26 protein-coding genes are annotated in these 26,179 nt (G+C 58.8%); 8 read left to right on the forward strand and 18 right to left on the reverse strand.

The genetic code is table 11. The features are described from left to right. Positions 1 to 42: 42 nt before the first annotated feature. The 18 genes from ACJRW5_RS24395 to rpmH all read right to left on the reverse strand — a co-directional run bounded on the left by ACJRW5_RS24395 (position 43) and on the right by rpmH (position 16,461). Entirely contained in the window at positions 43 to 468 is a 426-nt protein-coding gene (locus tag ACJRW5_RS24395; RefSeq protein ID WP_484573063.1) for a F0F1 ATP synthase subunit epsilon, read from the reverse strand. 79 nt (positions 469 to 547) lie between these two features. Continuing rightward, on the reverse strand, positions 548 to 1,924 hold the full coding sequence (gene atpD, locus ACJRW5_RS24400; protein WP_484573064.1) for a F0F1 ATP synthase subunit beta: 1,377 nt from the start codon (positions 1,922 to 1,924) through the stop codon (positions 548 to 550). 30 nt (positions 1,925 to 1,954) lie between these two features. Next, positions 1,955 to 2,815, reverse strand: a complete 861-nt coding sequence (gene atpG / locus ACJRW5_RS24405; protein WP_484573065.1) for a F0F1 ATP synthase subunit gamma — start codon at positions 2,813 to 2,815, stop codon at positions 1,955 to 1,957. Positions 2,816 to 2,865: 50 nt separating this feature from the next. Further along, on the reverse strand, positions 2,866 to 4,410 hold the full coding sequence (atpA, locus tag ACJRW5_RS24410; protein ID WP_484573066.1) for a F0F1 ATP synthase subunit alpha: 1,545 nt from the start codon (positions 4,408 to 4,410) through the stop codon (positions 2,866 to 2,868). Between the two features lie 21 nt (positions 4,411 to 4,431). Next, the gene (locus ACJRW5_RS24415; protein WP_484573067.1) at positions 4,432 to 4,968 is read right to left on the reverse strand and encodes a F0F1 ATP synthase subunit delta; all 537 of its coding nucleotides are present in this window, start codon (positions 4,966 to 4,968) and stop codon (positions 4,432 to 4,434) included. A 14-nt stretch (positions 4,969 to 4,982) separates the two neighbouring features. Further along, positions 4,983 to 5,453, reverse strand: a complete 471-nt coding sequence (locus ACJRW5_RS24420) for a F0F1 ATP synthase subunit B (RefSeq protein WP_037054770.1) — start codon at positions 5,451 to 5,453, stop codon at positions 4,983 to 4,985. Between the two features lie 56 nt (positions 5,454 to 5,509). Further along, positions 5,510 to 5,767 carry a F0F1 ATP synthase subunit C gene (gene atpE / locus ACJRW5_RS24425; protein ID WP_003097235.1) on the reverse strand — a complete coding sequence of 86 codons (258 nt, stop codon included), beginning with the start codon at positions 5,765 to 5,767 and terminating at the stop codon, positions 5,510 to 5,512. Positions 5,768 to 5,920: 153 nt separating this feature from the next. Next, positions 5,921 to 6,787: a F0F1 ATP synthase subunit A gene (gene atpB / locus ACJRW5_RS24430; protein ID WP_484573068.1), complete on the reverse strand. Its 867-nt coding sequence runs from the start codon at positions 6,785 to 6,787 to the stop codon at positions 5,921 to 5,923. A gap of 17 nt (positions 6,788 to 6,804) precedes the next feature. Beyond that, positions 6,805 to 7,209 carry a F0F1 ATP synthase subunit I gene (locus ACJRW5_RS24435; protein WP_484573069.1) on the reverse strand — a complete coding sequence of 135 codons (405 nt, stop codon included), beginning with the start codon at positions 7,207 to 7,209 and terminating at the stop codon, positions 6,805 to 6,807. 160 nt (positions 7,210 to 7,369) lie between these two features. Continuing rightward, positions 7,370 to 8,239 carry a ParB/RepB/Spo0J family partition protein gene (locus ACJRW5_RS24440; RefSeq protein WP_484573070.1) on the reverse strand — a complete coding sequence of 290 codons (870 nt, stop codon included), beginning with the start codon at positions 8,237 to 8,239 and terminating at the stop codon, positions 7,370 to 7,372. 11 nt (positions 8,240 to 8,250) lie between these two features. Further along, positions 8,251 to 9,039 (reverse strand): ParA family protein, encoded by a 789-nt coding sequence (locus tag ACJRW5_RS24445; RefSeq protein WP_037054778.1) that lies wholly within the window; start codon positions 9,037 to 9,039, stop codon positions 8,251 to 8,253. A gap of 12 nt (positions 9,040 to 9,051) precedes the next feature. Continuing rightward, positions 9,052 to 9,699, reverse strand: coding sequence for a 16S rRNA (guanine(527)-N(7))-methyltransferase RsmG (gene rsmG, locus ACJRW5_RS24450; RefSeq protein ID WP_484573082.1), 648 nt, complete (start codon positions 9,697 to 9,699; stop codon positions 9,052 to 9,054). Then, positions 9,696 to 11,588 (reverse strand): tRNA uridine-5-carboxymethylaminomethyl(34) synthesis enzyme MnmG, encoded by a 1,893-nt coding sequence (mnmG, locus tag ACJRW5_RS24455; RefSeq protein WP_484573071.1) that lies wholly within the window; start codon positions 11,586 to 11,588, stop codon positions 9,696 to 9,698. Before mnmG ends, rsmG begins: the two co-directional genes overlap by 4 nt. Positions 11,589 to 12,411: 823 nt before the next feature. Next, positions 12,412 to 13,779, reverse strand: a complete 1,368-nt coding sequence (mnmE, locus tag ACJRW5_RS24460) for a tRNA uridine-5-carboxymethylaminomethyl(34) synthesis GTPase MnmE (RefSeq protein ID WP_484573072.1) — start codon at positions 13,777 to 13,779, stop codon at positions 12,412 to 12,414. Between the two features lie 107 nt (positions 13,780 to 13,886). After that, positions 13,887 to 15,668 (reverse strand): membrane protein insertase YidC, encoded by a 1,782-nt coding sequence (yidC, locus tag ACJRW5_RS24465; RefSeq protein WP_484573073.1) that lies wholly within the window; start codon positions 15,666 to 15,668, stop codon positions 13,887 to 13,889. A 2-nt stretch (positions 15,669 to 15,670) separates the two neighbouring features. Further along, positions 15,671 to 15,916 carry a membrane protein insertion efficiency factor YidD gene (yidD, locus tag ACJRW5_RS24470; RefSeq protein ID WP_484573074.1) on the reverse strand — a complete coding sequence of 82 codons (246 nt, stop codon included), beginning with the start codon at positions 15,914 to 15,916 and terminating at the stop codon, positions 15,671 to 15,673. Beyond that, a complete protein-coding gene (gene rnpA / locus ACJRW5_RS24475; RefSeq protein WP_484573075.1) occupies positions 15,909 to 16,313 on the reverse strand; it encodes a ribonuclease P protein component in 405 nt (134 codons plus the stop codon). The genes yidD and rnpA overlap by 8 nt, the downstream gene beginning before the upstream one ends. A 13-nt stretch (positions 16,314 to 16,326) precedes the next feature. After that, complete coding sequence (gene rpmH, locus ACJRW5_RS24480) at positions 16,327 to 16,461, reverse strand: 50S ribosomal protein L34 (RefSeq protein ID WP_003290924.1); 135 nt, start codon at positions 16,459 to 16,461, stop codon at positions 16,327 to 16,329. A 519-nt stretch (positions 16,462 to 16,980) separates the two neighbouring features. Between rpmH and dnaA the strand changes: the two genes are divergently transcribed. From dnaA to ACJRW5_RS24520, 8 genes are all read left to right on the forward strand, one after another. After that, a complete protein-coding gene (gene dnaA / locus ACJRW5_RS24485; RefSeq protein ID WP_484573076.1) occupies positions 16,981 to 18,474 on the forward strand; it encodes a chromosomal replication initiator protein DnaA in 1,494 nt (497 codons plus the stop codon). A 31-nt stretch (positions 18,475 to 18,505) separates the two neighbouring features. Then, positions 18,506 to 19,609: a DNA polymerase III subunit beta gene (gene dnaN / locus ACJRW5_RS24490; protein ID WP_484573077.1), complete on the forward strand. Its 1,104-nt coding sequence runs from the start codon at positions 18,506 to 18,508 to the stop codon at positions 19,607 to 19,609. 7 nt (positions 19,610 to 19,616) lie between these two features. After that, on the forward strand, positions 19,617 to 20,720 hold the full coding sequence (gene recF, locus ACJRW5_RS24495; protein WP_484573078.1) for a DNA replication/repair protein RecF: 1,104 nt from the start codon (positions 19,617 to 19,619) through the stop codon (positions 20,718 to 20,720). Between the two features lie 4 nt (positions 20,721 to 20,724). Beyond that, complete coding sequence (gene gyrB, locus ACJRW5_RS24500; RefSeq protein WP_484573079.1) at positions 20,725 to 23,145, forward strand: DNA topoisomerase (ATP-hydrolyzing) subunit B; 2,421 nt, start codon at positions 20,725 to 20,727, stop codon at positions 23,143 to 23,145. Between the two features lie 235 nt (positions 23,146 to 23,380). After that, positions 23,381 to 23,626, forward strand: a complete 246-nt coding sequence (locus tag ACJRW5_RS24505) for a type I restriction-modification system subunit M N-terminal domain-containing protein (RefSeq protein WP_278378351.1) — start codon at positions 23,381 to 23,383, stop codon at positions 23,624 to 23,626. Between the two features lie 11 nt (positions 23,627 to 23,637). Further along, a complete protein-coding gene (locus tag ACJRW5_RS24510) occupies positions 23,638 to 23,790 on the forward strand; it encodes a hypothetical protein (protein WP_376747587.1) in 153 nt (50 codons plus the stop codon). 45 nt (positions 23,791 to 23,835) lie between these two features. Further along, entirely contained in the window at positions 23,836 to 25,215 is a 1,380-nt protein-coding gene (locus ACJRW5_RS24515) for an SIR2 family protein (protein ID WP_484573080.1), read from the forward strand. Next, positions 25,212 to 26,179: helicase HerA domain-containing protein (locus ACJRW5_RS24520; RefSeq protein WP_484573081.1), on the forward strand; the 968-nt coding region annotated here is incomplete at its 3' end. The genes ACJRW5_RS24515 and ACJRW5_RS24520, both read left to right, overlap by 4 nt.

Raw genomic sequence — 26,179 nt, forward strand, 5'->3', positions numbered from 1 at the left:
CCAAAGCTACCCTTTCTCTCACAACGATTGAAGTGGGAGGCCTCAGCCGCCGAACTTCTTGCGCAGTTGCTGGACGGTGCGCAGCTGAGCTGCGACTTCGGCCAGGTGAGCAGCAGCGGAACTGTAGTTGAACTCAGAACCCTGTTCGCTCAGCGCTTTCTCGGCGGCCTTGAGGGCCTCCTGAGCAGCAGCTTCATCGATATCGGCGGCACGTTGCACGGTGTCGGCGAGAACCTTGACCATGCTCGGCTGCACTTCGAGGAAACCACCGGAGATGTAGAACACCTCGGCTTCGCCACCCTGCTTGATCAGGCGGATCGGACCCGGTTTCAGGTCAGTGATCAGCGGCGCGTGGCCCGGAGCGATACCCAGATCACCCAGGTTGCCGTGCGCAATCACCATCTCGACCAGGCCGGAGAAAATCTCGCCTTCCGCGCTGACGATATCGCAATGGACTGTCATAGCCATACGCTTGCCTCGCATTACAGGCTGTGGACAACTTGGTTACCCACAACCTGATGCGCCCGTTGCCAGGCGCATGGGGTGATTACAGTTTCTTCGCTTTCTCGATGGCTTCGTCGATGCCACCAACCATGTAGAACGCTTGTTCCGGCAGGTGGTCGTAGTCGCCTTTGAGAATGCCGCTGAAGCCAGCGATGGTGTCCTTCAGGGACACGTACTTGCCCGGCGAACCGGTGAAGACTTCGGCCACGAAGAACGGCTGGGACAGGAAGCGCTGGATCTTACGAGCACGGGATACCAGCTGCTTGTCGGCTTCGGACAGTTCGTCCATACCCAGAATCGCGATGATGTCCTTCAGCTCTTTGTAACGCTGCAGCACGTACTGAACGCCACGAGCGGTCTCGTAGTGCTCGTTGCCGATGACGTTCGGATCCAGCTGACGGCTGGTGGAGTCCAGCGGGTCAACGGCCGGGTAGATACCCAGGGAAGCGATGTCACGCGACAGTACGACGGTGGCGTCCAAGTGGGCGAAGGTGGTCGCCGGGCTCGGGTCGGTCAGGTCGTCCGCAGGTACGTATACGGCCTGTACCGAGGTGATCGAGCCTTTCTTGGTGGAGGTGATGCGCTCTTGCAGAACGCCCATCTCTTCAGCCAGGGTCGGCTGGTAACCTACTGCCGACGGCATACGGCCGAGCAGTGCGGATACTTCGGTACCGGCCAGGGTGTAACGATAGATGTTGTCGACGAACAGCAGAACGTCACGACCTTCGTCACGGAACTTCTCGGCCATGGTCAGGCCGGTCAGCGCTACGCGCAGACGGTTGCCTGGTGGCTCGTTCATCTGACCGTAGACCAGGGCTACCTTGTCGAGAACGTTGGAGTCCTTCATCTCGTGGTAGAAGTCGTTACCCTCACGAGTACGCTCACCCACACCCGCGAACACGGAGTAACCGCTGTGTTCCATGGCGATGTTACGGATCAGTTCCATCATGTTTACGGTCTTGCCGACGCCGGCACCACCGAACAGGCCGACCTTACCGCCTTTGGCGAACGGGCAGACCAGGTCGATTACCTTGATACCGGTTTCCAGCAGATCGTTGCCGCCAGCTTGCTCAGCGTACGACGGAGCAGGGCGGTGGATTTCCCACTGCTCTTCTTCGCCGATCGGGCCAGCTTCGTCGATCGGGTTGCCCAGCACGTCCATGATACGGCCCAGGGTCGCTTTACCGACCGGTACCGAGATGGCCTTGTTGGTACGAGTGATGTCCAGACCGCGCTTGAGGCCTTCGGTCGAACCCATCGCAATGGTACGGACCACGCCGTCGCCCAGCTGTTGCTGAACTTCCAGAGTGGTTTCGGCGCCAATTACTTTCAGCGCCTCATAGACTGCCGGCACCTGATCACGCGGGAATTCCACGTCGATAACGGCGCCGATGATTTGAACGATACGTCCGCTACTCATCTTTGGTTCCTCTGAATATTTGAACCGTTCTTAAACCGCGGCAGCGCCGCCGACGATTTCCGAAATCTCTTGGGTGATCGCTGCCTGACGCGCCTTGTTGTAGATCAGCTGCAGGCCTTTGATCAGATCGCCAGCGTTATCGGTGGCGTTCTTCATTGCAATCATCCGCGCAGCCTGTTCGGCTGCACTGTTCTCGACTACTGCCTGGTACACCTGCGATTCGACATAGCGAACCATCAGGCCGTCGAGAAGCTCTTTAGCATCGGGCTCGTACAGATAGTCCCAGTGATGCTTGAGCTCTTGATCCGGATCGGCCACCAGGGGAACCAACTGCTCCACTGTAGGCTTCTGCGTCATGGTATTGATGAACTTGTTCGAGACCACGGACAGACGGTCGATACGACCCTCGAGGTAGGCATCGAGCATGACCTTGACACTACCGATCAGGTCATTGATCGACGGCTGCTCACCGAGGTGGCTGATCGCAGCAACGACATTGCCACCAAAGTTGCGGAAGAATGCCGCACCCTTGGAGCCAATCACGCAGAGATCGATCTCCACGCCTTGCTCGCGATCTTTAGCCATGTCCTTGACCAGGGCCTTGAACAGGTTGGTATTCAAGCCACCGCACAGACCACGGTCACTGCTCACCACCACATAACCGGCACGCTTTACAGGGCGCTCGATCATGAAGGGATGGCGGTACTCCGGGTTGGCGTTGGCCAGATGACCAATCACCTGGCGGATACGCTCCGCATAGGGACGGCTAGCTGCCATGCGCTGTTGAGCCCTGCGCATTTTGCTGACCGCCACCTTCTCCATGGCGCTGGTGATCTTCTGCGTGCTTTTGATGCTCGCAATCTTGCTGCGAATCTCTTTTGCGCCTGCCATTTAACACCTATCGGGTTAGCAGGCGGGCGTCTTGCGACGCCCGCTGCGGCTTACCAGGTTTGAGTGGCCTTGAACTTCTCGATACCGGCCTTGATGCCCGCGTCGATTTCGTCGTTGAAGTCACCTTTCACGTTGATCTTGGCCATCAGATCGGCCAGCTCACGGTTGAAGTAACCCAGCAGGGATGCTTCGAAGGCGCCAACTTTTTCCACTTCCACGTCGGTCAGGAAGCCGCGCTCGGCAGCGTACAGCGATACGGACATGTCGGCGATCGACATCGGCGCGTATTGCTTCTGCTTCATCAGCTCGGTTACGCGCTGACCATGCTCGAGTTGCTTACGGGTGGCTTCGTCCAGGTCAGAAGCGAACTGGGCGAATGCAGCCAGTTCACGGTACTGAGCCAGAGCGGTACGGATACCACCGGACAGCTTCTTGATGATCTTGGTCTGAGCGGCGCCACCCACGCGGGATACCGAGATACCGGCGTTGACGGCCGGACGGATACCTGCGTTGAACATGGCCGATTCCAGGAAGATCTGACCGTCGGTGATCGAGATCACGTTGGTCGGAACGAACGCGGAAACGTCACCGGCCTGGGTTTCGATGATCGGCAGAGCGGTCAGGGAACCGGTCTTGCCAGTCACGGCGCCATTGGTGAACTTCTCGACGTACTCTTCGGAAACGCGGGAAGCGCGCTCCAGCAGACGGCTGTGGAGATAGAACACGTCACCCGGGTAAGCTTCGCGGCCCGGCGGACGGCGCAGCAGCAGGGAGATCTGACGGTAGGCAACGGCCTGCTTGGACAGGTCATCGTATACGATCAGGGCGTCTTCACCGCGGTCGCGGAAGTACTCGCCCATGGTGCAACCGGCGTACGGAGCCAGGAACTGCAGGGCAGCCGACTCGGAGGCCGAAGCGGCAACCACGATGGTGTTGGCCAGAGCACCAGCTTCTTCCAGCTTGCGCACCACGTTGGCGATGGTCGATTGCTTCTGACCAACGGCGACGTAAACGCAGCGGATGCCGCTGTTCTTCTGGTTGATGATGGCGTCGACTGCCATGGCAGTCTTACCGATCTGACGGTCACCGATGATCAGCTCGCGCTGGCCACGGCCTACCGGGATCATGGCATCGACCGACTTGTAACCGGTCTGTACCGGCTGGTCGACCGACTTACGCCAGATCACGCCAGGAGCGACCTTCTCAACAGCGTCGGTTTCCTTGGCTTCGATCGGGCCTTTGCCATCAATCGGGTTACCCAGTGCGTCGACAACGCGACCCAGCAGTTCCGGACCAACCGGGACTTCCAGAATGCGGCCAGTGCACTTGGCGCTCATGCCTTCGGCCAGGCTGGTGTAAGCACCCAGCACAACGGCACCGACGGAGTCTTGCTCCAGGTTCAGCGCCATACCGTAGACACCGCCCGGGAACTCGATCATTTCGCCGTACATGACGTCGGCCAGACCGTAGATACGCACGATACCGTCGGAAACGGAGACGACGGTGCCTTCGTTGCGGGCTTGGGAGGCGACGTCGAGTTTCTCGATGCGCCCCTTGATGATTTCACTAATTTCGGAAGGATTGAGTTGCTGCATAGCTCTGCTGCCCCTTCAAACTCAAGATTTCAATGCTTCGGCCAGTTTCGCGAGCTTGCCGCGAACAGAGCCATCGATTACCAGGTCGCCGGCGCGGATCAGTACACCACCGATCAGGGTGGCATCTTCCGCGGCGTGCAGACGCACTTCTCGGCCGAGCCGTGCACTGAGAACCTTGGCGAGTTTGTCTTGCTGTTCATCGCTCAATGCGAAGGCACTGGTGACATCCACGTCGATCGACTTCTCTTGTTCGGCCTTGTACAGCTCGAACAGGGCGAAGATATCCGGCAACAAGGCCAGACGATCGTTCTCAGCGATAACGCGAATGAAGTTCTGTGCCTCGGCGTCGAACTTTTCACCACACACCTCGTTGAAGGTGGTGGCCTTTTCTGTACTCGTCAGACGCGGGGCCTTGAGCACGCGCTGCATGGTGTCGTCGAGCGACACCGCCGCAGCCAGGCCGAGCATGGCTGACCAATTGGCCAGTTGCTGGTGAGCCTGTGCGTGCTCGAAGGCAGCCTTAGCGTAAGGTCGGGCCAGCGTGGTCAGTTCTGCCATGATCGCGCCCTCGCTTAAATTTCGGCTGCCAGTTTGTTAACCAGCTCCGCATGCGCGTTTTGGTCGATGGATGCGCCCAGGATCTTCTCCGCACCGCTGACTGCCAGGCCACCCACTTGGGCGCGCAGGGCGTCTTTGATGCCGTTGATTTCCTGTTCGATCTCGGCCTGAGCCTGAGCCTTCACGCGGTCAGCTTCGACACGAGCCTGATCACGGGCTTCGTCGACGATCTGAGCTGCACGCTTATTGGCTTGCTCGATGATTTCCGCAGCCTGACCTTTGGCTTCGCGAAGTTGCTGGGCCACTTTCTCGTGGGCCAGCTCCAGATCACGAGCCGCGCGGTTGGCAGCGTCCAAGCCGTCTGCGATCTTCTTCTGACGTTCCTGCAGAGCCGCAATGACCGGAGGCCATACGAACTTCATGCAGAACAGCACGAAGATGAAGAAGGCAACGGACTGGCCTATCAGGGTTGCATTAATGTTCACGCCAACACCTCGCTCGTTCGTTGTCCGTCACACCAATTCACTCGAAAACGAGTGAATTAGCCTGCGATTTGACCAACGAAGGGGTTCGCGAAGGTGAAGAACAGTGCGATACCAACACCGATCATGGTCACGGCGTCGAGCAGACCGGCGACGATGAACATTTTAACTTGCAGCATCGGGACCATTTCCGGCTGACGCGCAGCGCCTTCCAGGAATTTGCCACCCAGCAGACCGAAACCGATGGCGGTACCCAGGGCACCCAGGCCGATCAGCAGTGCAACGGCGATAGCGGTCAAACCAACTACAGTTTCCATTTTTCCTCCCGACTTACAGTCGTATTGGTTAAGGTTTTTGTTGAAGCGGTAAAGCGAAATCGTTTCTTTACAACACCCCTCATGCACGCAGGCATTGAGGGTTTGTCCTGGCCGGCACCGCCTGAGCGGTGCCGAGGAACTTCACTGACAGCCTTAGTGACTGTCTTCGTGCGCCATCGACAGGTAGACGATGGTCAGCATCATGAAGATGAATGCCTGCAGCACGATGATCAGGATGTGGAAGATGGCCCAGGCCAGCTGCAGCACACCACCCAGCGAGCCCAGCAGCATGCCGCCGCTGAACATGATGGCGATCAGGATGAAGATCAGTTCGCCGGCATACAGGTTGCCGAACAGTCGCAGCGCCAGGGAAACCGGCTTGGCGATCAGGGTGACGAATTCCAGCAGGAAGTTCACCGGGATCAGCACGATCTGGACAGCCATGTTCTTGGAGCTGAACGGGTGCATGGTCAGCTCGCCGAGGAAACCGCCAATACCCTTGACCTTGACGCTGTAGAACAGGATCAGGGCGAACACCGACAGGGCCAGGCCCAGAGTGGCGTTCGGGTCGGTGGTCGGTACCACGCGGAAGTACAGGTGCGGATCACCAACGATGGTGGCAGCCAGCATGGGCAGCCAGTCAACCGGCACCAGGTCCATGAAGTTCATCAGGAAGACCCAGACGAAGATGGTCAGGGCCAGCGGGGCGATCAGCGGGTTACGCCCGTGGAAGGTGTCCTTGACGCTGCCATCCACGAACTCGACCAGAACCTCGACGAAGTTCTGCAGGCCGCTCGGCTGGTCCGAGGTAGCCTTGCGCGCCGCCAGGCGGAACAGGACGATGAAGATCAGGCCGAGAACCACCGACACCGCCAGGGTGTCTACGTGGAAGGCCCAGAAGCCCATTTCTTTGGCTTCCTGTGCGGTGTGGGCGAAACTCCAGCCGTTCACCGGGTGCTGACCATAGGTCAGGTTGGTGAGGTGGTGCTGGATGTAACCCGAAGCGGTTTCTGCTGCCATTATTTGCCTCGAACGCTTTAAGGTCTTGAAAATTTCGTTATCAGCAGCGGGGCGAACCAGCTGACCATCAGGGTCAGCAGGTAGACACCGAACAACATCGGTGCCTCCAGAGGTTTCACGCCCGCAAACGTCAGTGCAAACAGCACGAACGTCAGAATCAGTTTTCCCGCTTCGCCCGCATAAAAAGAACGGACGATTTCCCTAGCAGCCCGCGCCCCGCTGAAGCGAAACGCCTTGTGGGCAAAATACACATTCGGCAGCCAGGCAATCATGCCCCCCAATAGCGCCGAATATCCCGCCACGTCGCCTCGCCATTGCCAGGCCGCCGCAGCAGCGAGCAGCAATACGACGAGTTGTGCCACCAGCACCGGAAAAACCGGTAGACGATGGAAGGGCAGGCGCTTCGGCATGCGGCGTTCCATCAACTGATGTACCTCGACTATCGACCGCTTTAACTCAATGAATTGGCATAAAAAGTGCCAACAAAATTGCGCGCAGAGTATAGGGGGCGAGTTCCCCCCATTCAACTGTCCGGTAGTGATTTCCGACCATGCGCTACATGGTCAGGTGTGGCGAATTGTTTCAGCGGATGTGAGCAAGCACGCCCTGCAATTCGTCGAGAGAGTTGTAGCGGATGACCAGCTGGCCCTTGCCCTTGGACCCGTGCTTTATCTGCACAGGCGAGCCCAGGCGCTCTGCCAGGCGCTGCTCCAGGCGACTGATGTCCGGATCTGCCTTGGCTTTGGCCGGTGCCGGTTTGGCGCTCAGCCACTGGCGTACCAGCGCTTCGGTCTGGCGCACGGTAAGGCCGCGTGCGACAACGTGTCGCGCAGCTTCGACCTGCTGTTCGAGGGGCAAACCGAGCAGCGCACGGGCATGACCCATTTCCAGGTCGCCATGCGAGAGCAACGTCTTGATCTCATCGGGCAATGCGATCAGGCGCAACAGGTTGGTGATGGTGACGCGTGATTTGCCGACGGCATCGGCGACCTGCTGCTGGGTCAGCTCGAATTCCTGCTGCAGGCGCTGCAGGGCGACGGCTTCCTCGATCGGGTTGAGGTCTTCGCGCTGGATGTTCTCGATCAGCGCCATGGCGATGGCGGCTTCGTCCGCCAGTTCGCGGACCATGGCCGGGATCTTGTCCTGACCGGCGAGCTGACTGGCTCGCCAGCGCCGCTCACCGGCAACGATCTCGAAACGGCCCTCACCAATCGGGCGCAGGACGATCGGTTGCATCACGCCCTGGGCACGAATCGAGGCGGCCAGTTCTTCCAGCGCGGTCTGATCCATGTCTCGGCGCGGCTGATACTTGCCACGCTGGATCAGTTCCAGCGGCACATACTGCAGCTCGCGACTGTCGACCTGAGCGGCCTCTTCCTGCAGTGCGCCGACGGTGTTGCCGCCGAGCAGTGCGTCCAGACCTCGACCCAGACCTCGTTTCTTCGCAGCCATGCAGATGTTCCTTAAGCGGTAGCGGTTTTCGCGGCGGCGCGCTGACGGCGCACCAGCTCGCCGGCCAAGGCCAGGTAGGCGATGGCTCCACGGGATTGTTTGTCGTAGACCAGCGCCGGCATGCCGAAGCTCGGCGCTTCGGCCAGGCGCACGTTGCGCGGGATCACGGCGTCGTACAACTTGTCGCCGAAATGCTCCTTGAGCTGAGCACTGACATCGTTGGTCAGGCTGATGCGCGGGTCGTACATGGTACGCAGCAGGCCTTCGATCTGCAGCTTGGGATTGAGCAGCTGGCCGATGCGCTGGATGCTGTTGACCAGATCGGACAGGCCTTCCAAGGCGTAGTACTCGCACTGCATGGGGATGATCACGCCGTCGGCGGCGACCAAAGCATTGATGGTCAGCATGTTCAGCGACGGCGGGCAGTCGATGAGGATGTAATCGTAGTTCTCGCGGATCGGCGCCAAGGCATAGCGCAGGCGGCTTTCCTTCATTTTCATTTCCAGCAGCGCGACTTCGGCGGCCGTCAGGTCGCGGTTGGCCGGCAACAGCTGATAGCCGCCGTGCTCGGAAAACTGCATCGCCTCACTGAGGTCGCACTCTCCGATCAGCACGTCGTAGATCGAATGCTCGAGGGCGTGCTTGTCGATACCGCTGCCCATGGTCGCGTTGCCCTGCGGGTCGAGGTCGATCAGCAGCACGCGGCGCTTGGTCGCCACCAGAGAAGCAGCCAGGTTGATGCACGTCGTGGTTTTGCCCACGCCGCCTTTCTGATTGGCGATCGCGAATACCTTGGCCATCTTCCTTCCCCCTTAGACCGAGCGACGCAGTATCAACAGATGGCGCTGGCCTTGGCAACCGGGAACCTTCAGCACGTGCGTGGCGCTGAGACAGAAGTCCGCCGGCAGCGCCTGCAGCTCGTCATCCGGGTGTACGCCCTTCATCGCCAACCAGTGGGTGTCGGTGCTGCCGAGGTGACGTGTCCAGTCGCTGAAGTCCTGCAGGCTACTGAAAGCCCGCGAGCTGATGCCGTCGAACGGCTGCTCGGGACGATAGGTTTCGACCCGGCTGTGGACAACTTCGAGGTTGGCGAGTTTCAGCTCCAGTTTCACCTGGACCAGAAAGCGGGTCTTCTTGCCGTTGGAATCGAGCAGGGTGAAACGTCGCTCGGGGAACATGATTGCCAGTGGAATACCGGGCATGCCGCCGCCGCTGCCGACATCCAGCCAGTTATCCCCACGCTCGGCAACGAAGGGCACGACCGACAGGCTGTCGAGCAGATGACGCGAAACCATTTCGTCGGGGTCGCGCACGGCCGTGAGGTTGTAGGCCTTGTTCCATTTGATCAACAGGCCCAGGTAGGCGAGCAGTTGTTCCTGCTGCAGTGCGCTGAGCTCGACGCCAAGCTCGCGCGCGCCCTGGATCAATTCTTCGGCATGACGCTGGGTAACCGACATCAGGCAGTCTGCTCCAGCTTCTGGCCGGCGCTGCGCTTTTTCAGATGAATCAGCAGCAGGGAAATAGCCGCCGGCGTCACGCCGGGGATACGGCCGGCCTGGCCGAGGGTGGCCGGGCGGGTGTTGCCCAGCTTGAACTGGATTTCCTTGGACAAACCGGAGATGGCGCTGTAGTCCAGATCATCCGGCAACTTGGTGTCCTCGCTGGCCCGCAACTTGGCGATCTCGTCCTGCTGCCTGTCGATGTAGCCGGCGTACTTGGTCTTGATCTCGACCTGCTCGGCCACCTGATTATCCACAACCGGAGCTTCAGTCAATTCGGCCAGGGTGGCGTAGTCGATCTCCGGACGCGCCAACAGATTGAGCAGGTTGTATTCGTGTGCCAGGGGGGTACCGAAACGCACAGCGATAGCATCGCCCTGAGGCGTGCCAGGACGCACCCAGGTGTTCTTCAGCCGCTGCTCTTCCTGCACGATGCCCTCGCGCTTGGCCTCGAAGATGGCCCAGCGCTCATCGTCGACCAGGCCCAGCTCGCGACCTTTCTCGGTCAGGCGCAAGTCGGCGTTGTCTTCACGCAGGATCAACCGATATTCGGCGCGTGAAGTGAACATGCGGTACGGCTCCTGGGTACCGAGGGTGATCAGGTCATCGACCAGCACGCCGATGTAGGCTTCATCACGGCGCGGGCACCAGGCCTCTTTGCCCTGCGCGCGCAGCGCGGCGTTGCAGCCGGCGAGCAGGCCCTGGGCCCCGGCTTCTTCGTAACCGGTGGTGCCGTTGATCTGGCCGGCGAAGAACAGCCCGCCGATCACCTTGGTCTCCAGGCTGTACTTCAGGTCACGCGGGTCGAAGTAGTCGTACTCGATGGCATAACCCGGACGCATGATGTGCGCGTTTTCCATGCCGCGAATGCTGCGCACCACCTGCAGCTGCACGTCGAACGGCAGCGAGGTGGAAATGCCGTTGGGGTACAGCTCATGGGTGGTCAGGCCTTCCGGCTCGATGAATACCTGATGGCTGTCCTTGTCGGCGAAGCGATGGATCTTGTCTTCGATCGACGGGCAGTAGCGCGGGCCAACGCCTTCGATCATCCCCGAGTACATCGGCGAGCGGTCGAGGTTGGCGGCGATGATCTCGTGGGTACGCGCGTTGGTATGCGTGATCCAGCAACTGATCTGCTGTGGCTGATCCTCACGCTTGCCGAGGAAAGACATCAGCGGCGTCGGCGTATCCCCCGGCTGTTCGGTCATCACCGAGAAATCCACACTGCGGCCATCGATACGCGGCGGAGTTCCGGTCTTCAGGCGACCAACGCGTAACGGCAGCTCGCGTAAACGGTGTGCCAGGGCGATCGAGGGCGGGTCACCTGCACGACCGCCGGAGTAGTTCTGCATGCCGATGTGGATAAGTCCACCGAGAAAGGTGCCTGTGGTCAACACCACAGAGTCCGCATGGAACCTGAGGCCCATCTGGGTAACCACGCCTTTGACCTGAGCGTTTTCCACAATCAGGTCATCGGCTGCCTGTTGAAAAATCCACAGGTTGGTCTGGTTCTCAAGAATCTCGCGCACCGCCGCCTTGTACAGGATGCGATCAGCCTGCGCACGGGTAGCGCGAACGGCCGGGCCCTTGCGGCTGTTGAGAATGCGGAACTGAATGCCGCCTTTGTCGGTAGCGGTGGCCATGGCCCCGCCAAGGGCATCGATTTCCTTGACCAGATGGCTCTTGCCGATCCCGCCAATGGCCGGGTTGCAGCTCATCTGGCCAAGGGTCTCGACATTGTGGGTGAGCAGCAGGGTCTTCACGCCCATGCGTGCTGCAGCCAGAGCTGCCTCGGTACCGGCATGACCGCCACCGATCACGATCACGTCAAAACGGGAAGGGAAATCCACCACGCACCTCGTGCCTGTTGAGAAAGGGGGCTTTTGATTGGAAAGCGAGAAAGGCGGCAAGTATAGGGACTTCAGCCTCTTGAATGAAGCCTTCTGCACAAAAAATAGCCAACCGGTTAGCTCTGACCTGACGCAAGATCCTCGTTACCTGATCGCCCCTACCCGGTGAGAAATACGTTCAGGCTTATAAAGAATAGAAAGAGAGAATTTTTATAAAGCTTGTTTTTTATGTTTATGTATAGAGCCAGCCTTTTCTGTGGATAACAAGCTACAGACCACGTATTGCAAGCTGTGCAGCGAATGATAAGGCTGTGTCGTTCCTGCGGGTTTGCGCTGGGCAAGCTGCTGAACCCTTGTGGATGGAAAGGCCTGTTACCCACAGGGGTGGTTACGCCCAGCTTTGTCATAGGGTTATCGGCAAGGTTCAGGGGCGGTTTTCCACAGGGTTTATTCCGGCCTGAATAACTCAAAAAACGTGGAAAATAGCGTCGCCTGGCTCATTGCCGGGTTGCTGTAGGAGCGGCTTCAGCCGCGATCAGCGGTGTTTGTCTGGACCTGTTCCTGCAGGTCGAGGGGTTGCGGTACCCAACAAGAGCTCGCCGCTAAAGCGCCTCCCACAGGCGCCTGTGCATTGCTCGTAGCCCGGATGCAATCCGGGCCGCGCATCACCGCGCCCTTGCGTAGGAGCGGCTTTAGCCGCGACAGGTTTGACACAACGACTACAGATATACGTACTGGCAAGGTAACGAGCTGTGGATCAGCACGTAGAGGGACCGGCATCGTTGCGATGCCGGTTAGGCTGCGTGTGGACTCAGTGAGCGGATCACTTACCAATACAGAAGCTGGAGAAGATTCGCCCCAGCAAATCATCGCTGCTGAAGGCGCCGGTGATTTCGCCCAGGGCTTGCTGGGCCATGCGCAGGTCTTCGGCGAGCAGTTCGCCGGCGCCCATCAGGGTCAGCTGATTGCGCCCGTGCTCGAGAAACTGCTCGGCTTGATGCAGCGCTTCCAGGTGGCGGCGGCGGGCGCTGAAGCCGCTCTCCGCGGTCTGTTGATAACCCATGCAGGCTTTCAGGTGCTCACGTAGCAGATCGAGGCCTTCTGCGGATTTGGCCGAGAGGCTGAGGGTGACGTGACCGTCGGCGCTGGTTTTCAAGGCTACCGCTTCGCCAGACAGGTCGGCCTTGTTGCGGATCAGGGTGACCCGTGCCGGATCGGGGCGATGTTCGAGGAACTCCGGCCACAGGGCGAAGGGATCGGCAGCTTCCGGTGCAGTGGAGTCCACCACCAGCAGTACCCGATCCGCCTCGCCGATGGCCTTGAGCGCGCGTTCTACGCCGATGCGTTCGACCTGATCATCGGTATCACGCAGGCCGGCGGTATCGACCACGTGCAGCGGCATGCCGTCGATGTGGATATGTTCGCGCAATACATCGCGGGTGGTGCCGGCGATATCGGTGACGATGGCCGCTTCACGCCCGGCGAGGGCGTTGAGCAGGCTGGATTTTCCGGCATTGGGTCGGCCAGCGATGACCACGGTCATCCCCTCGCGCAGCAATGCGCCCTGGCCGGCTTCGCGCAACACTGTTGATAAGTCGGCACGCACGCCGTCGAGCTGATTGAGCACATGGCCATCGGCGAGGAAGTCGATTTCTTCTTCAGGGAAGTCGATGGCAGCCTCGACGTAGATACGCAGTTGTATCAGCGCTTCAGTCAGTGCATGCACGCGTTTGGAAAACTCGCCCTGCAGCGAGCGCAGGGCATTGCGCGCGGCCTGCTCGGAGCTGGCTTCGATCAGGTCGGCGATGGCTTCGGCCTGGGCCAGGTCGAGTTTGTCGTTGAGAAAGGCTCGCTCGCTGAACTCGCCTGGGCGGGCCAGGCGTGCGCCCAGTTCGATGCAGCGGCGCAGGAGCAGATCGAGTACCACGGGGCCGCCGTGGCCTTGCAGCTCCAGCACGTCCTCTCCGGTGAACGAGTTGGGTCCAGGGAAGTAGATGGCCAGGCCTTCATCCAGGGTCAGTTGATCTTCACCATGGAATGGCCCGTGATGGGCAAAACGCGGTTTCAGCTGCCGCTGACAGATGTCGCTGGCAAGCCGGCTGGCCAGTGGGCCCGATACGCGCACGATACCGACCCCACCACGGCCCTGTGCGGTGGCTACGGCAGCGATGGTGTCTCGGGCGTGGTTCATGGCGTTCACTCGTGGTTGGCAGGGCGCGAACGGCGCCCGCTTATATCTTGGATAGCAAAACGCCCCAATCATGGGGCGTTTGCTTGATGCTTGGAAGCCTTGGCGAATCAGGCGTTAGCCGGTTTCGCTGCTGCTTCGATCCGGCGGGTAATGTACCACTGCTGGGCGATGGACAGGCAGTTGTTGACCACCCAGTACAGCACCAGACCAGCCGGGAACCACAGGAAGAAGAAGGTGAAGATGATCGGCATCAGCTTCATCACGCGGGCCTGCATGGGGTCCGGCGGCGTCGGGTTTAGCTGCTGCTGGATGAACATGGTGGCGCCCATGATGATCGGCAGGATGAAGAACGGATCCTTGATCGACAGGTCGGTGATCCAGAACATCCACGGCGCCTGACGCATTTCCACGGATTCCAGCAGCACCCAGTACAGGGCGAGGAATACCGGCATCTGCACCAGGATCGGCAAGCAGCCGCCCAGCGGATTGATCTTCTCTTTCTTGTACAGCTCCATCATCGCCTGGGACATCTTCTGGCGATCGTCACCGAACTGTTCCTTCAGCGCCTGCAGCTTCGGCGATACAGCGCGCATGCGGGCCATGGAGCGATAGCTGGCAGCCGACAGCGGGAAGAAGATCAGCTTGATGATGATGGTCAGTACGATGATCGACCAACCCCAGTTGCCGAGCAGGCCGTGGATAACCTCCAGCAGCCAGAAGATCGGCTGAGCCAGGAACCACAGGATGCCGTAGTCGACGGTCAGCTCAAGGCCTGGCGACAGGGTGCCCAGATGTTCCTGCAGTTTCGGGCCTGCATACAGCACAGCACCGGTATCGCCTTTGCCACCAGCAGCCACTTCAACAGCCGGGCTTCTGAAACGGATGATGTAGTTGCCTTGGCTGTCCTTGCGGGTTTCGATCTGGTTGTTGCTATCTTTCGCAGGTACCCAGGCTGTTACGAAGTAGTGTTGCAGCCAGGCTACCCAACCACCTTGTACGTTCTCTTCGAACCAGGCTTTGGCATTGCCTTCCCGGTTTTTCTCAGCCTGCTTGTCGAGATCTTTCATCGACAGCTTCTTGTACGGCTCGTCCGGAGTCCATACAGCGGCACCCAGGTAGGTAGCGGTACCGGTGGCGGTAGTCGAGGACGGGTCACCGCTGCTGTCGCGCTTGAGCTGACCGTAGAGGCTGCCGGTCCAGGTCTGACCGCTCTGGTTGTCGATCAGGTAACGCACGTCGACCTGGTAGGCCGATGGATCGATACAGCCTGGCTTCTTCAGTTGCTGTTCGCGGGCACTGCACTCGGCATTGAGGCCGCGTTTGAAGCTGAAGCGCTTGATGTAGTTGATACCGCCTTCGCTGTAGGTCAGGTCCACCACCAAGCTGTCCTGGCCTTCGGCCAGTTCGTAGCTCTGCTTCTCGCTGCTCCACAGAGCGCGACCGCTGGATTTGTCCGGCGCGTTCTGACCGATCAGGCCGCTCTGAGCCAGGTAGGTGCGTTCACCGCCGTTGTCGAACAGCTGGAAGGGAACGTCCGGGCGATCCTGACGGCGCGGGTACTGAGTCAGGCGCAGCTGCACCACGTCACCGCCACGCGGGTCGATGGCGAGGTCAAGTACGTCGGTCTTGACGCGAATCAACTCGTCGCTGGCTGCTGCAGTAGTGGGTACTGCTTCTGCAGAGGGGGCTGCTGCCACGGCAGTGGGAACGTCATCACCGCTATTGTTGGCAGATGCATCAAGCGCATCAGGCAGGTTGGGCGTCGCAGCGTTCGAGGTACTTACCTCGGCTGGCAGGGCAGCCTGGCCATAGTCCTCGTTCCATTGCAGGACCATGAGGTAGGACACGACTGCCAGGGCGACGATCAGGATCGAGCGTTGGATATCCATGATTATTCGGCCATCGAAGGAGAACGGGATTTTTTAACGGGTGGAACCGGATCGAAGCCACCGGGATTCCACGGATGGCAACGTCCGAGGCGGCGAGCTGCCAACCAGCCACCACGCAGGAAGCCATGTTGATCAATGGCTTCGTAGGCATAGCAGGAACAGCTGGGGTAGAAACGGCAATGGCTGGCCATCAGCGGGCTAATGGCGTAGCGATAAACCTGGATACAGGCTAGGGCCGCTTTACGCATGGGGATTGTCGCTTGTCCCGGGAGAAGATTCTGCGTCGCGACTGGGCCGGTTGCGGGCCAGGCGTTTCCAGAGTTTGCCGAACTGCTGAGCGAGCTCGTTGTTCTCCAGATCGCCTAGCCCTTTACGGGCGACCACCACGATATCCCAGCCAACCAGGGTTTCCTGATTGAGCCTGAAGGATTCGCGGATTTGACGCTTGATGCGGTTGCGCTCGACTGCGAGCTTGACGCTCTTCTTGCCGATCACCAGACCTAGACGGGAATGATCAAGCTGGTTGTCTCGCGCTAGCAACAGGACACTTTTGCCCGGAGCTTTACCGCTTGGGGAGTCGAAGACTGCCTTGAATTGCCGGGGAGTCAGCAGTCGCTTTTCCCGGCCGAAGCCTCGACTCACCACCTGTCTGGATGAATTAGACAGTCAGACGCTTGCGGCCCTTGGCGCGACGACGCGACAGGACTTGACGGCCGTTCTTGGTGGCCATACGAGCACGGAAACCGTGGGTGCGAGCGCGCTTGATAGTGCTGGGTTGGAAAGTGCGTTTCATGGTGCGTTACCTGGGTGATCGACTAGGGTCGGAATGACCCCGGTTTAAAGAGACCGGCAATTCTAGAGAAAGCCGCACGATAGGTCAATTTCCAACCAACCTTATTCGCCAGATAAGAATAAAGAGAAGGAAAGGGTTTAAAGCTCTTTTTCTCTTTATGTAATGATTGGGCACCCGCCTCTCTGTGGAAAACCCTGTCGATGCCTTGCCACTGCTGTGTTGAAGGCAATGATAACGCTGTCCGAAACAGGTGATCCAGTTGTGCAGTCGCTGGGTGTAGCTTGAGGATAATAAGTGCTTTTACCCACAGCCAGGTTATCCGTGCGTTCGTCCCCAGGCTTTTGCAGAACGCTCAGGCGTGCTTATCCACAAGGTTCATGGCCGCAAAGATCAGTCTGGTGAATGCAAGTAAGGCGTTGATTTTACTTGGCCATCTTCGTACTGCTATGTGGATAACTCAAACGTGGGCCGTTACAATGGCAGCTGTTTTTTGCACGCCGCCTGGATAGGGGATAGTCAGTGTCAGTGGAACTATGGCAGCAATGCGTCGAGCTTCTGCGCGATGAATTGCCCGCCCAGCAATTCAACACCTGGATACGTCCTCTGCAGGTCGAAGCCGAAGGCGACGAACTGCGTGTCTATGCACCCAACCGTTTCGTGCTGGACTGGGTCAACGAGAAATACCTGAGTCGCTTGCTCGAGTTGCTCGGTGAGCGAGCGGGTGGTCTGGTGCCTGCGCTTTCCTTATTAATAGGAAGCAAGCGTGCCGCGACTGCGCGAGTTGCACCGACTGCGCCTCCGCCTGCCGCAGCAGCGCGCGCTGCTCAGGTACAGGCGGCGCCTGCGGTCAGCAAGCCTGCTCCGCCTCCGGTGCAGGAAGAACCCTCGCGTGCCAGCTTCGATTCCATGGCCGGCTCCGCGCCGCAACCGCCGACACCCGCTGTGGCACCGCGTACCGAGCGCACCGTACAGGTCGAAGGCGGCCTGAAGCACACCAGCTACCTCAATCGTACCTTCACCTTCGACAACTTCGTCGAGGGCAAGTCGAACCAGTTGGCGCGTGCCGCTGCCTGGCAGGTCGCGGACAATCCCAAGCATGGCTACAACCCGCTGTTCCTTTATGGCGGAGTGGGCCTGGGTAAGACGCACCTGATGCATGCGGTAGGCAACCACCTGCTGGCGAAGAACCCTAACGCCAAGGTGGTGTACCTGCACTCCGAGCGTTTCGTCGCCGATATGGTCAAGGCGTTGCAGCTCAACGCGATCAACGAATTCAAGCGCTTCTACCGCTCGGTGGACGCGCTGCTGATCGATGACATCCAGTTTTTCGCCAAGAAGGAACGCTCCCAGGAGGAATTCTTCCACACCTTCAACGCATTGCTCGAGGGTGGTCAGCAGGTGATTCTCACCAGCGATCGCTACCCGAAAGAGATCGAAGGTCTCGAAGAGCGTTTGAAGTCGCGTTTCGGCTGGGGCCTGACCGTTGCGGTCGAGCCGCCGGAACTGGAAACCCGTGTGGCGATTCTGATGAAGAAGGCCGACCAGGCCAAAGTCGATCTACCACACGACGCCGCGTTCTTCATCGCCCAGCGTATTCGCTCCAACGTGCGCGAGCTCGAAGGCGCGCTGAAGCGGGTTATCGCGCACTCACACTTCATGGGTCGCGACATCACCATCGAACTGATTCGTGAGTCGCTCAAAGACCTGCTCGCCCTGCAGGACAAGCTGGTCAGCATCGACAACATTCAGCGCACCACGGCCGAGTACTACAAGATCAAGATCACCGATCTGCTGTCCAAACGCCGCTCGCGCTCGATTGCCAGACCGCGGCAGGTTGCCATGGCTCTGTCGAAGGAATTGACCAATCACAGCCTGCCGGAAATCGGTGTGGCCTTCGGCGGTCGTGATCACACCACGGTGTTGCACGCTTGCCGTAAGATTGCTGAACTTAGAGGATCCGACGCGGACATCCGCGAGGACTACAAGAACCTGCTGCGTACCCTGACTACCTGATTCGCAGCTCCACGAGGCAAGGGACTAGACCATGCATTTCACCATTCAACGCGAAGCCCTGTTGAAACCCCTGCAACTGGTCGCCGGTGTCGTGGAACGACGCCAGACGCTGCCGGTTCTGTCCAACGTGCTGCTGGTTGTCGAAGGCCAGCAACTGTCGCTCACCGGTACCGATCTCGAGGTCGAGCTGGTCGGCCGCGTGATGCTGGAAGATGCTGCTGAGCCGGGTGAAATCACCGTGCCGGCGCGCAAGCTGATGGATATCTGCAAGAGCTTGCCGAGCGATGCGCTGATCGACATCCGTGTCGACGACCAGAAGCTGTTGGTCAAAGCTGGCCGTAGCCGCTTCACCCTGTCGACGCTGCCGGCCAACGACTTCCCCACCGTCGAGGAAGGCCCGGGTTCGCTGACCTTCAACCTGCCGCAAGCCAAGCTGCGCCGCCTGATCGAACGCACCAGCTTCGCCATGGCCCAGCAGGACGTGCGCTACTACCTCAACGGCATGCTGCTGGAAGTACAAAGCGGCCTGCTGCGCGCAGTGGCTACCGACGGTCACCGTCTGGCCATGTGCTCGATGGAAGCCAGCATCCAACAGGACGGCAAGCATCAGGTCATCGTACCGCGCAAAGGTATTCTGGAACTGGCGCGTCTGCTCACTGAGCAGGATGCCGAAGTTGCCATCGTGCTGGGTCAGCACCACATTCGCGCCAACACCGGTGAATTCACCTTCACCTCCAAGCTGGTGGACGGCAAGTTCCCGGATTACGAGCGTGTACTGCCGCGTGGCGGTGACAAGCTGGTGCTGGCGGATCGTCAGGGCCTGCGTGAAGCCTTCAGCCGCACCGCCATTCTCTCTAACGAAAAGTACCGCGGTATCCGCCTGACCCTGGCTTCCGGTCTGCTGAAAATCCAGGCCAACAACCCGGAGCAGGAAGAGGCCGAGGAAGAAATCGTTGTCGACTACAACGGTGGCAACCTGGAAATCGGTTTCAACGTCAGCTACCTGCTGGACGTGTTGGGCGTGATGGGCACCGAGCAGGTTCGCCTGATTCTGTCCGACTCCAACAGCAGCGCCTTGTTGCAGGAAGCCGACAACGACGATTCGGCATATGTCGTCATGCCTATGAGGCTCTAAGGCTTTAATGTCCCTCAGCCGCATCATGGTCACCGCGGTGCGCAATCTGCACCCGGTGACCCTCTCCCCCTCCCCCCGCATCAACATCCTTCACGGCGCCAACGGCAGCGGCAAGACCAGCGTGCTGGAGGCCATCCATCTGCTCGGCCTCGCCCGTTCCTTCCGCAGCACACGCTTGCAACCCGTCATTCATTACGAGCAGCCCGCCTGTACCATCTTTGGCCAGGTGCAACTGGCCGAAGGCGGCGCCAGTAATCTGGGGATCTCGCGTGATCGCCAGGGCGAACTGCAGATTCGTATCGATGGGCAGAATGCGCGCAGCGCATCTCAGTTGGCTGATCTACTGCCATTGCAGTTGATCAATCCGGACAGCTTTCGTCTGCTGGAGGGAGCGCCGAAGATTCGTCGACAGTTCCTCGACTGGGGCGTGTTCCACGTGGAACATCGTTTTCTCGGTGCCTGGCAACGGCTGCAGAAGGCCCTTAGGCAGCGGAACTCATGGCTACGCCATGGTACACTTGACGGTGCTTCGCAGGCCGCATGGGACCGCGAATTGTGCAGTGCAAGCGATGAGATAGATGCTTACCGCAGGGCCTATATTCAGGCGCTGAAACCGGTATTCGAAACGACGCTTGCCGAGCTGTTGCAGCTGGATGGTTTGACCCTGAGTTACTACCGCGGTTGGGACAAGGATCGAGAACTGAGTGAAGTGCTCACCTCCTCCCTCTTCCGTGATCAGCAACTCGGGCACACTCAGGCTGGGCCACAGCGTGCTGATTTGCGTCTGCGCCTGGCGGGGCATAACGCGGCAGAAATCCTGTCGCGGGGACAACAGAAACTCGTGGTGTGCGCGTTGCGCATTGCCCAGGGCCACTTGGTCAACGAAGCCAAGCGCGGCCAATGTATCTATCTGGTGGACGACTTACCGTCGGAGCTGGATGAACAGCATCGCCAGGCATTGTGCCGGCTGCTGGAAGATTTGCGCTGCCAGGTGTTCATCACCTGTGTAGATCATGAATTGTTGAGGGAAGGCTGGCAGACGGATACGCCGGTAGCCATGTTCCACGTGGAACATGGTCGTATCACCCAGACCCAAGACCATCGGGAGTGAAGGCATGAGCGAGAACCAAACGTACGACTCCTCCAGCATCAAGGTGCTGAAAGGACTGGACGCCGTACGCAAACGTCCCGGGATGTACATCGGTGACACGGACGATGGCAGTGGTCTGCACCACATGGTGTTCGAGGTGGTCGACAACTCGATCGACGAGGCGCTGGCAGGCTACTGCAGCGAAATTACCATCACCATCCACCCGGATGAGTCGATCAGCGTGCGTGACAACGGCCGTGGTATACCGGTCGACATGCACAAGGAAGAAGGCGTCTCTGCGGCCGAGGTCATCATGACCGTGCTGCACGCCGGTGGTAAGTTCGACGACAACAGCTACAAGGTATCCGGCGGCCTGCACGGCGTGGGTGTCTCGGTGGTTAACGCACTCTCCAAGGAACTGGTGCTGACCATTCGCCGTAGCGGCAAGATCTGGGAGCAGACCTACGTGCACGGTGTGCCGCAGGCGCCGCTGGCCGCTGTCGGCGACACCGATGGCACTGGTACGCAGATCCACTTCAAGCCCTCCGAAGAGACCTTCGCCAACATTCACTTCAGCTGGGACATCCTGGCCAAGCGTCTGCGCGAACTGTCCTTCCTCAACTCCGGTGTGGGCATCCTGCTGCGCGACGAGCGCGCGGGCAAGGAAGAGCTGTTCAAGTACGAAGGTGGTCTGAAGGCCTTCGTCGAGTTCCTCAATACCAACAAGACCGTGGTCAACCAGGTGTTCCACTTCAACATCCAGCGTGAAGAAGACGGCGTTGGTGTGGAAGTCGCCCTGCAGTGGAACGACAGCTTCAACGAGAACATCCTCTGCTTCACCAACAACATCCCGCAGCGTGACGGTGGTACTCACCTGGCAGGCTTCCGCTCTGCCCTCACCCGTCACCTGAACAACTACATCGAGCAGGAAGGTCTGGCCAAGAAGTTCAAGGTCAGTACCACCGGTGACGATGCTCGTGAAGGCCTCACCGCGATCATCTCGGTCAAGGTGCCGGATCCGAAATTCAGCTCGCAGACCAAGGACAAGCTGGTTTCCAGCGAGGTGAAAACCGCAGTCGAACAGGAAATGGGCAAGTACTTCGCCGACTTCCTGCTGGAAAACCCCAACGAAGCCAAGGCCGTAGTCGGCAAGATGATCGACGCTGCCCGTGCCCGTGAAGCGGCGCGCAAGGCGCGTGAAATGACCCGCCGCAAAGGCGCCCTGGATATCGCCGGCCTGCCCGGCAAACTGGCCGACTGCCAGGAAAAAGACCCGGCGCTGTCCGAACTCTACATAGTGGAGGGTGACTCCGCGGGCGGTTCTGCCAAGCAGGGCCGTAACCGCAGGACCCAGGCGATCCTGCCGCTCAAGGGCAAGATCCTCAACGTCGAGAAGGCGCGCTTCGACAAGATGCTCTCCTCCCAGGAGGTCGGCACCCTGATCACCGCACTCGGCTGTGGCATCGGGCGCGAGGAATACAACATCGACAAGCTGCGTTACCACAACATCATCATCATGACCGATGCTGACGTCGACGGTTCGCACATCCGTACCCTGCTGCTGACCTTCTTCTTCCGTCAGTTGCCCGAGCTGATCGAGCGTGGCTACGTCTACATCGCTCAGCCGCCGCTGTACAAGGTCAAGCGCGGCAAGCAGGAGCAGTACATCAAGGACGACGAGGCCATGGACGAGTACATGACCCAGTCGGCCCTGGAAGACGCCAGCCTGCACGTCAACGAGAACGCCCCGGGCCTGTCCGGCGGCGCGCTGGAGAAACTGGTCGGCGAATACCGCCGCGTGATGAAAACCCTGGATCGCCTGTCGCGCGTCTATCCCAAGGACATCACCGAGCACTTCGTCTACCTGCCGAGCATCGGCCTCGAGCAACTGGCCGACCACGCCGGCATGCAAGCCTGGCTGGAGCGCTTCAGCGCGCGTCTGAAGGCCACTGAGAAGTCCGGTCAGACCTACACCATCAGCCTGCGTGAAGACCACGAGCGCCACGTCTGGCTGCCTGAGGTCGAGGTCAAAGCGCATGGTCTGTCCAGCTACATCACCTTCAACCGCGACTTCTTCGCCAGCAATGACTACAAGACCGTCACCACGCTGGGCGACCAACTGAACAACCTGTTGGAAGAAGGCGCCTATGTGCAGCGTGGTGAGCGCAAGAAGCCGGTCAATACCTTCAAGGAAGCCCTGGACTGGCTGATGACCGAAAGCACCAAGCGCCACAGCGTGCAGCGATACAAAGGTCTTGGCGAGATGAATCCGGATCAACTGTGGGAAACCACCATGGACCCGGAAGTGCGCCGTATGCTCAAGGTGACCATCGAAGACGCCATCGCCGCCGACCAGATCTTCAACACCCTGATGGGCGATGCCGTGGAGCCGCGCCGCGACTTCATCGAGTCCAACGCCCTGGCGGTGTCGAACCTGGACTTCTGATACGTTGTTGTAGGTGGGCAAAGTTATTTGCCATTTCGGTCAAAGTTTAGCGGTTCGGCCAAAGTTAAATGGCCACACTAAAGCCCTTGGTAGCATCGCTGCCAGGGGTTTTTGCTTATGAGCTTCTTTGACCGAGTTATCAGTTCAGCCTGAACAGGGGCTCAGGTACCATCACCTTATTTAAGGCAGACCCAACCTGAGGGTGGTCTGCCTGTTTCCATAAGGAGTCGTACGCATGCTGACCGGTGAAATACGTAGCCAGATCGACGCCATCTGGAACGCTTTCTGGTCAGGGGGCATCGCCAACCCCTTGGAAGTAATGGAGCAGATAACGTATTTGCTGTTCATCCAGCGTCTTGATGAAGAGCAGCTGCTGGCGGAGTCAAAGGCCCGTATTCTAGGCCAACCTATCCGCAATCCTATCTACCCTGCTGGTATGGCAGCACAGCTACCCCGAACCAGATTGAGTTCATTGAGCTGATCATCCAGGAGCTGACGCAGACAGGGGTGATGGAGCCTGCGCGGCTGTTCGAGTCACCTTTCACCGATATGAACGCGCAAGGCCCAATAGGGATATTCCCAGATGCGACGGTGACCAGGATTGTGGATGTGCTGATGAGAATACGGGCGACGGCTGTGGCGTAGGTTTACCGAGTAAGTGCCCATCATTAAGACAAGGGAGTAGTTTCTGTGGCGCTGAATATCATCAAGGTTAGAGACGATCACCAGCCGTTCAAGTTTGAGCCCGTTGAGGAAGGTAGATTCAAGATATCGATAGATGAGGGGGAGGAGGCACCTAGTTGGGTAGCTTCTGCTGACCAAGACTTCGGTACTAAGGAACTGCGTAGCCGAATCGAACCTTGGCTGACGTCTCTTTTTCAGTCGGAGCATCTATCCCTCCTCGCAGGATCTGGCTTAACTCACGCGGTTCATTATCTAGCTGCCGGAACAGGGGCCGCAGGTATGGGGGCTGTGGCTTTTTCCAACCACCAGGCAGAGATAAATAAGGCTGCTGAGGAGGCTGCTGAGAGGTCAGGTCGCAAAAAAGGGAACCTCGAAGACCAACTCCGAGTCGCTAATGAGCTACTACGCGGCCTCGAAATCTTGGGGAAGGCGGAAGAGGTCGAAAAGCTAGCTGCGGATCTGGATGCCACCCTAGAGGCATTCTCTAAATCCATTCTTCTGAGCGAAACCGGGATAGCCTCTGCGGATGAGTCCACCCGTGAGCAGGCATTCAATCACCTAGTTACATTTTTGATGAGTTTTGCTAGTCGCTCAGGTGTGCGTGATCGTCTGAATATCTTCACCACCAATTACGACCGATTGATTGAGGCTGGTGCCGAGTTTGCTGGTTTACATCTGCTGGATCGTTTCCTAGGCAATCTGATGCCGATCTTCCGCTCATCACGGTTGGATCTGGATATGCACTACAACCCACCAGGCATACGAGGCGAACCTCGCTATTTAGAGGGGGTGGCTCGTTTCACCAAGCTGCATGGTTCGGTGGACTGGGTTCAAGTTGGTGGAGACATTCGCCGTATTGGCCTTCCCTTCGGCGCAGAAGAGGTGCTTCCCTATCTAAAGGCTCCAGGTCTCGGCGGTGCCAGTACGCACAAGCTGATGATCTATCCCAATTCAGCTAAGGATAGGGAGACGTCAGACTATCCCTATGTTGAGCTTTTTCGCGATTTGGCCGCGGCTGTGTGCCGTCCGAACAGCACATTGGTCACTTATGGCTATAGCTTTGGAGATGAGCACATCAATCGGGTCATCCGCGACATGCTGACGATTCCTTCTACTCATCTGGTGATCATTTCTTATGACGATCCGTTGGGACGCATCATGAAAACCTATGAGGAGCTGGGACGCCCATCGCAGATTAGTTTGATGGTTGGGCCTGCGTTGTCGGATTTGAAAACGCTGACCGAAACATACTTGCCCAAAGCGGCAATCGACAAAACTACATTCCGCATGAGTGAGTTGCTCAAGCAGCGTTTCGGCACTGAGCCACGCCCAGATACCGGAGCTGGGAAAGCTAAAGCCGATGACGATGTGAGTGATTTGATATGAGCATGTCTCCCCTTGCTTATGCCGACTCTCTGCGTATCGGCAGTATCGATTTTGTCTCTCCTGACGAAATCAAAGTCCTGCTGGATATTGAAGCGCCCGATGCAGTGGCATTAAACACAGGCACACCTCGACCTTTCCCTCGGATCAATGGCTACGTGTTGGTGCCCAGTGATGAGGGGTACTTGGTGGCGCAGGTAGAGTGGATCACTGTTGAGCGCTCGCAGTATCCAAAGCGTAAAGGCATGCAGGATTTCGGACTCGTTGATTTGCCTTACCCGCTGCGCAAGATGAGCCTGAACCCTCTAGGGTGCCTGGAATACGAGGGTCAGCGAGATGGCAAGGAGCGTTACACCTTTCGCCGTGGAGTAGAGGCTTACCCTACCGTAGGCGATCCGGTACTTCTGCCGACGCAAAATCAGCTTCGCTCGATTGTTGAGTCTGGTGAAAACCGTCATGTGAAGATCGGCGTGAGTCCATTGGCGGCGAATGCCGATGTTTGTATTGACCCAGATCGCCTATTTGGTCGCCATCTAGCCGTGCTGGGAAATACCGGCAGCGGTAAGTCATGCTCTGTAGCTGGGTTGATTCGATGGTCTATGGATGCTGCACGAAAGGCTTCAGGTGGGCGTGATCCCAATGCTCGGTTCATTGTGCTTGATCCGAATGGCGAGTACGCCAACACCTTTCGTGATATGAGCAAGGTAAGAGTTTTTGCGGTTGAGCCCGACACTGATGCTGGAGTGGAGCCGCTCCAAATCCCATTGTGGTTCTGGAACACGGTCGAGTGGAGCGCCTTTACCCAGGCTAGTGCCAAGGCGCAGCGCCCAACGTTGATACAAGCGCTACGTTCTGTGCGGGATGGGGCCATCGAAGCTTCAGTCTCTCCTAGTCATGAAATGCGTCGCTTTCTGAGGACACTTGTCTCAGCGATCCAGATTGAACGAAACAGTGGTAGTCCTTGGTC

The sequence above is a fragment of the Pseudomonas pichavaramensis genome (genome assembly GCF_050473265.1).
In the GTDB taxonomy this organism is placed as follows: domain Bacteria; phylum Pseudomonadota; class Gammaproteobacteria; order Pseudomonadales; family Pseudomonadaceae; genus Aquipseudomonas.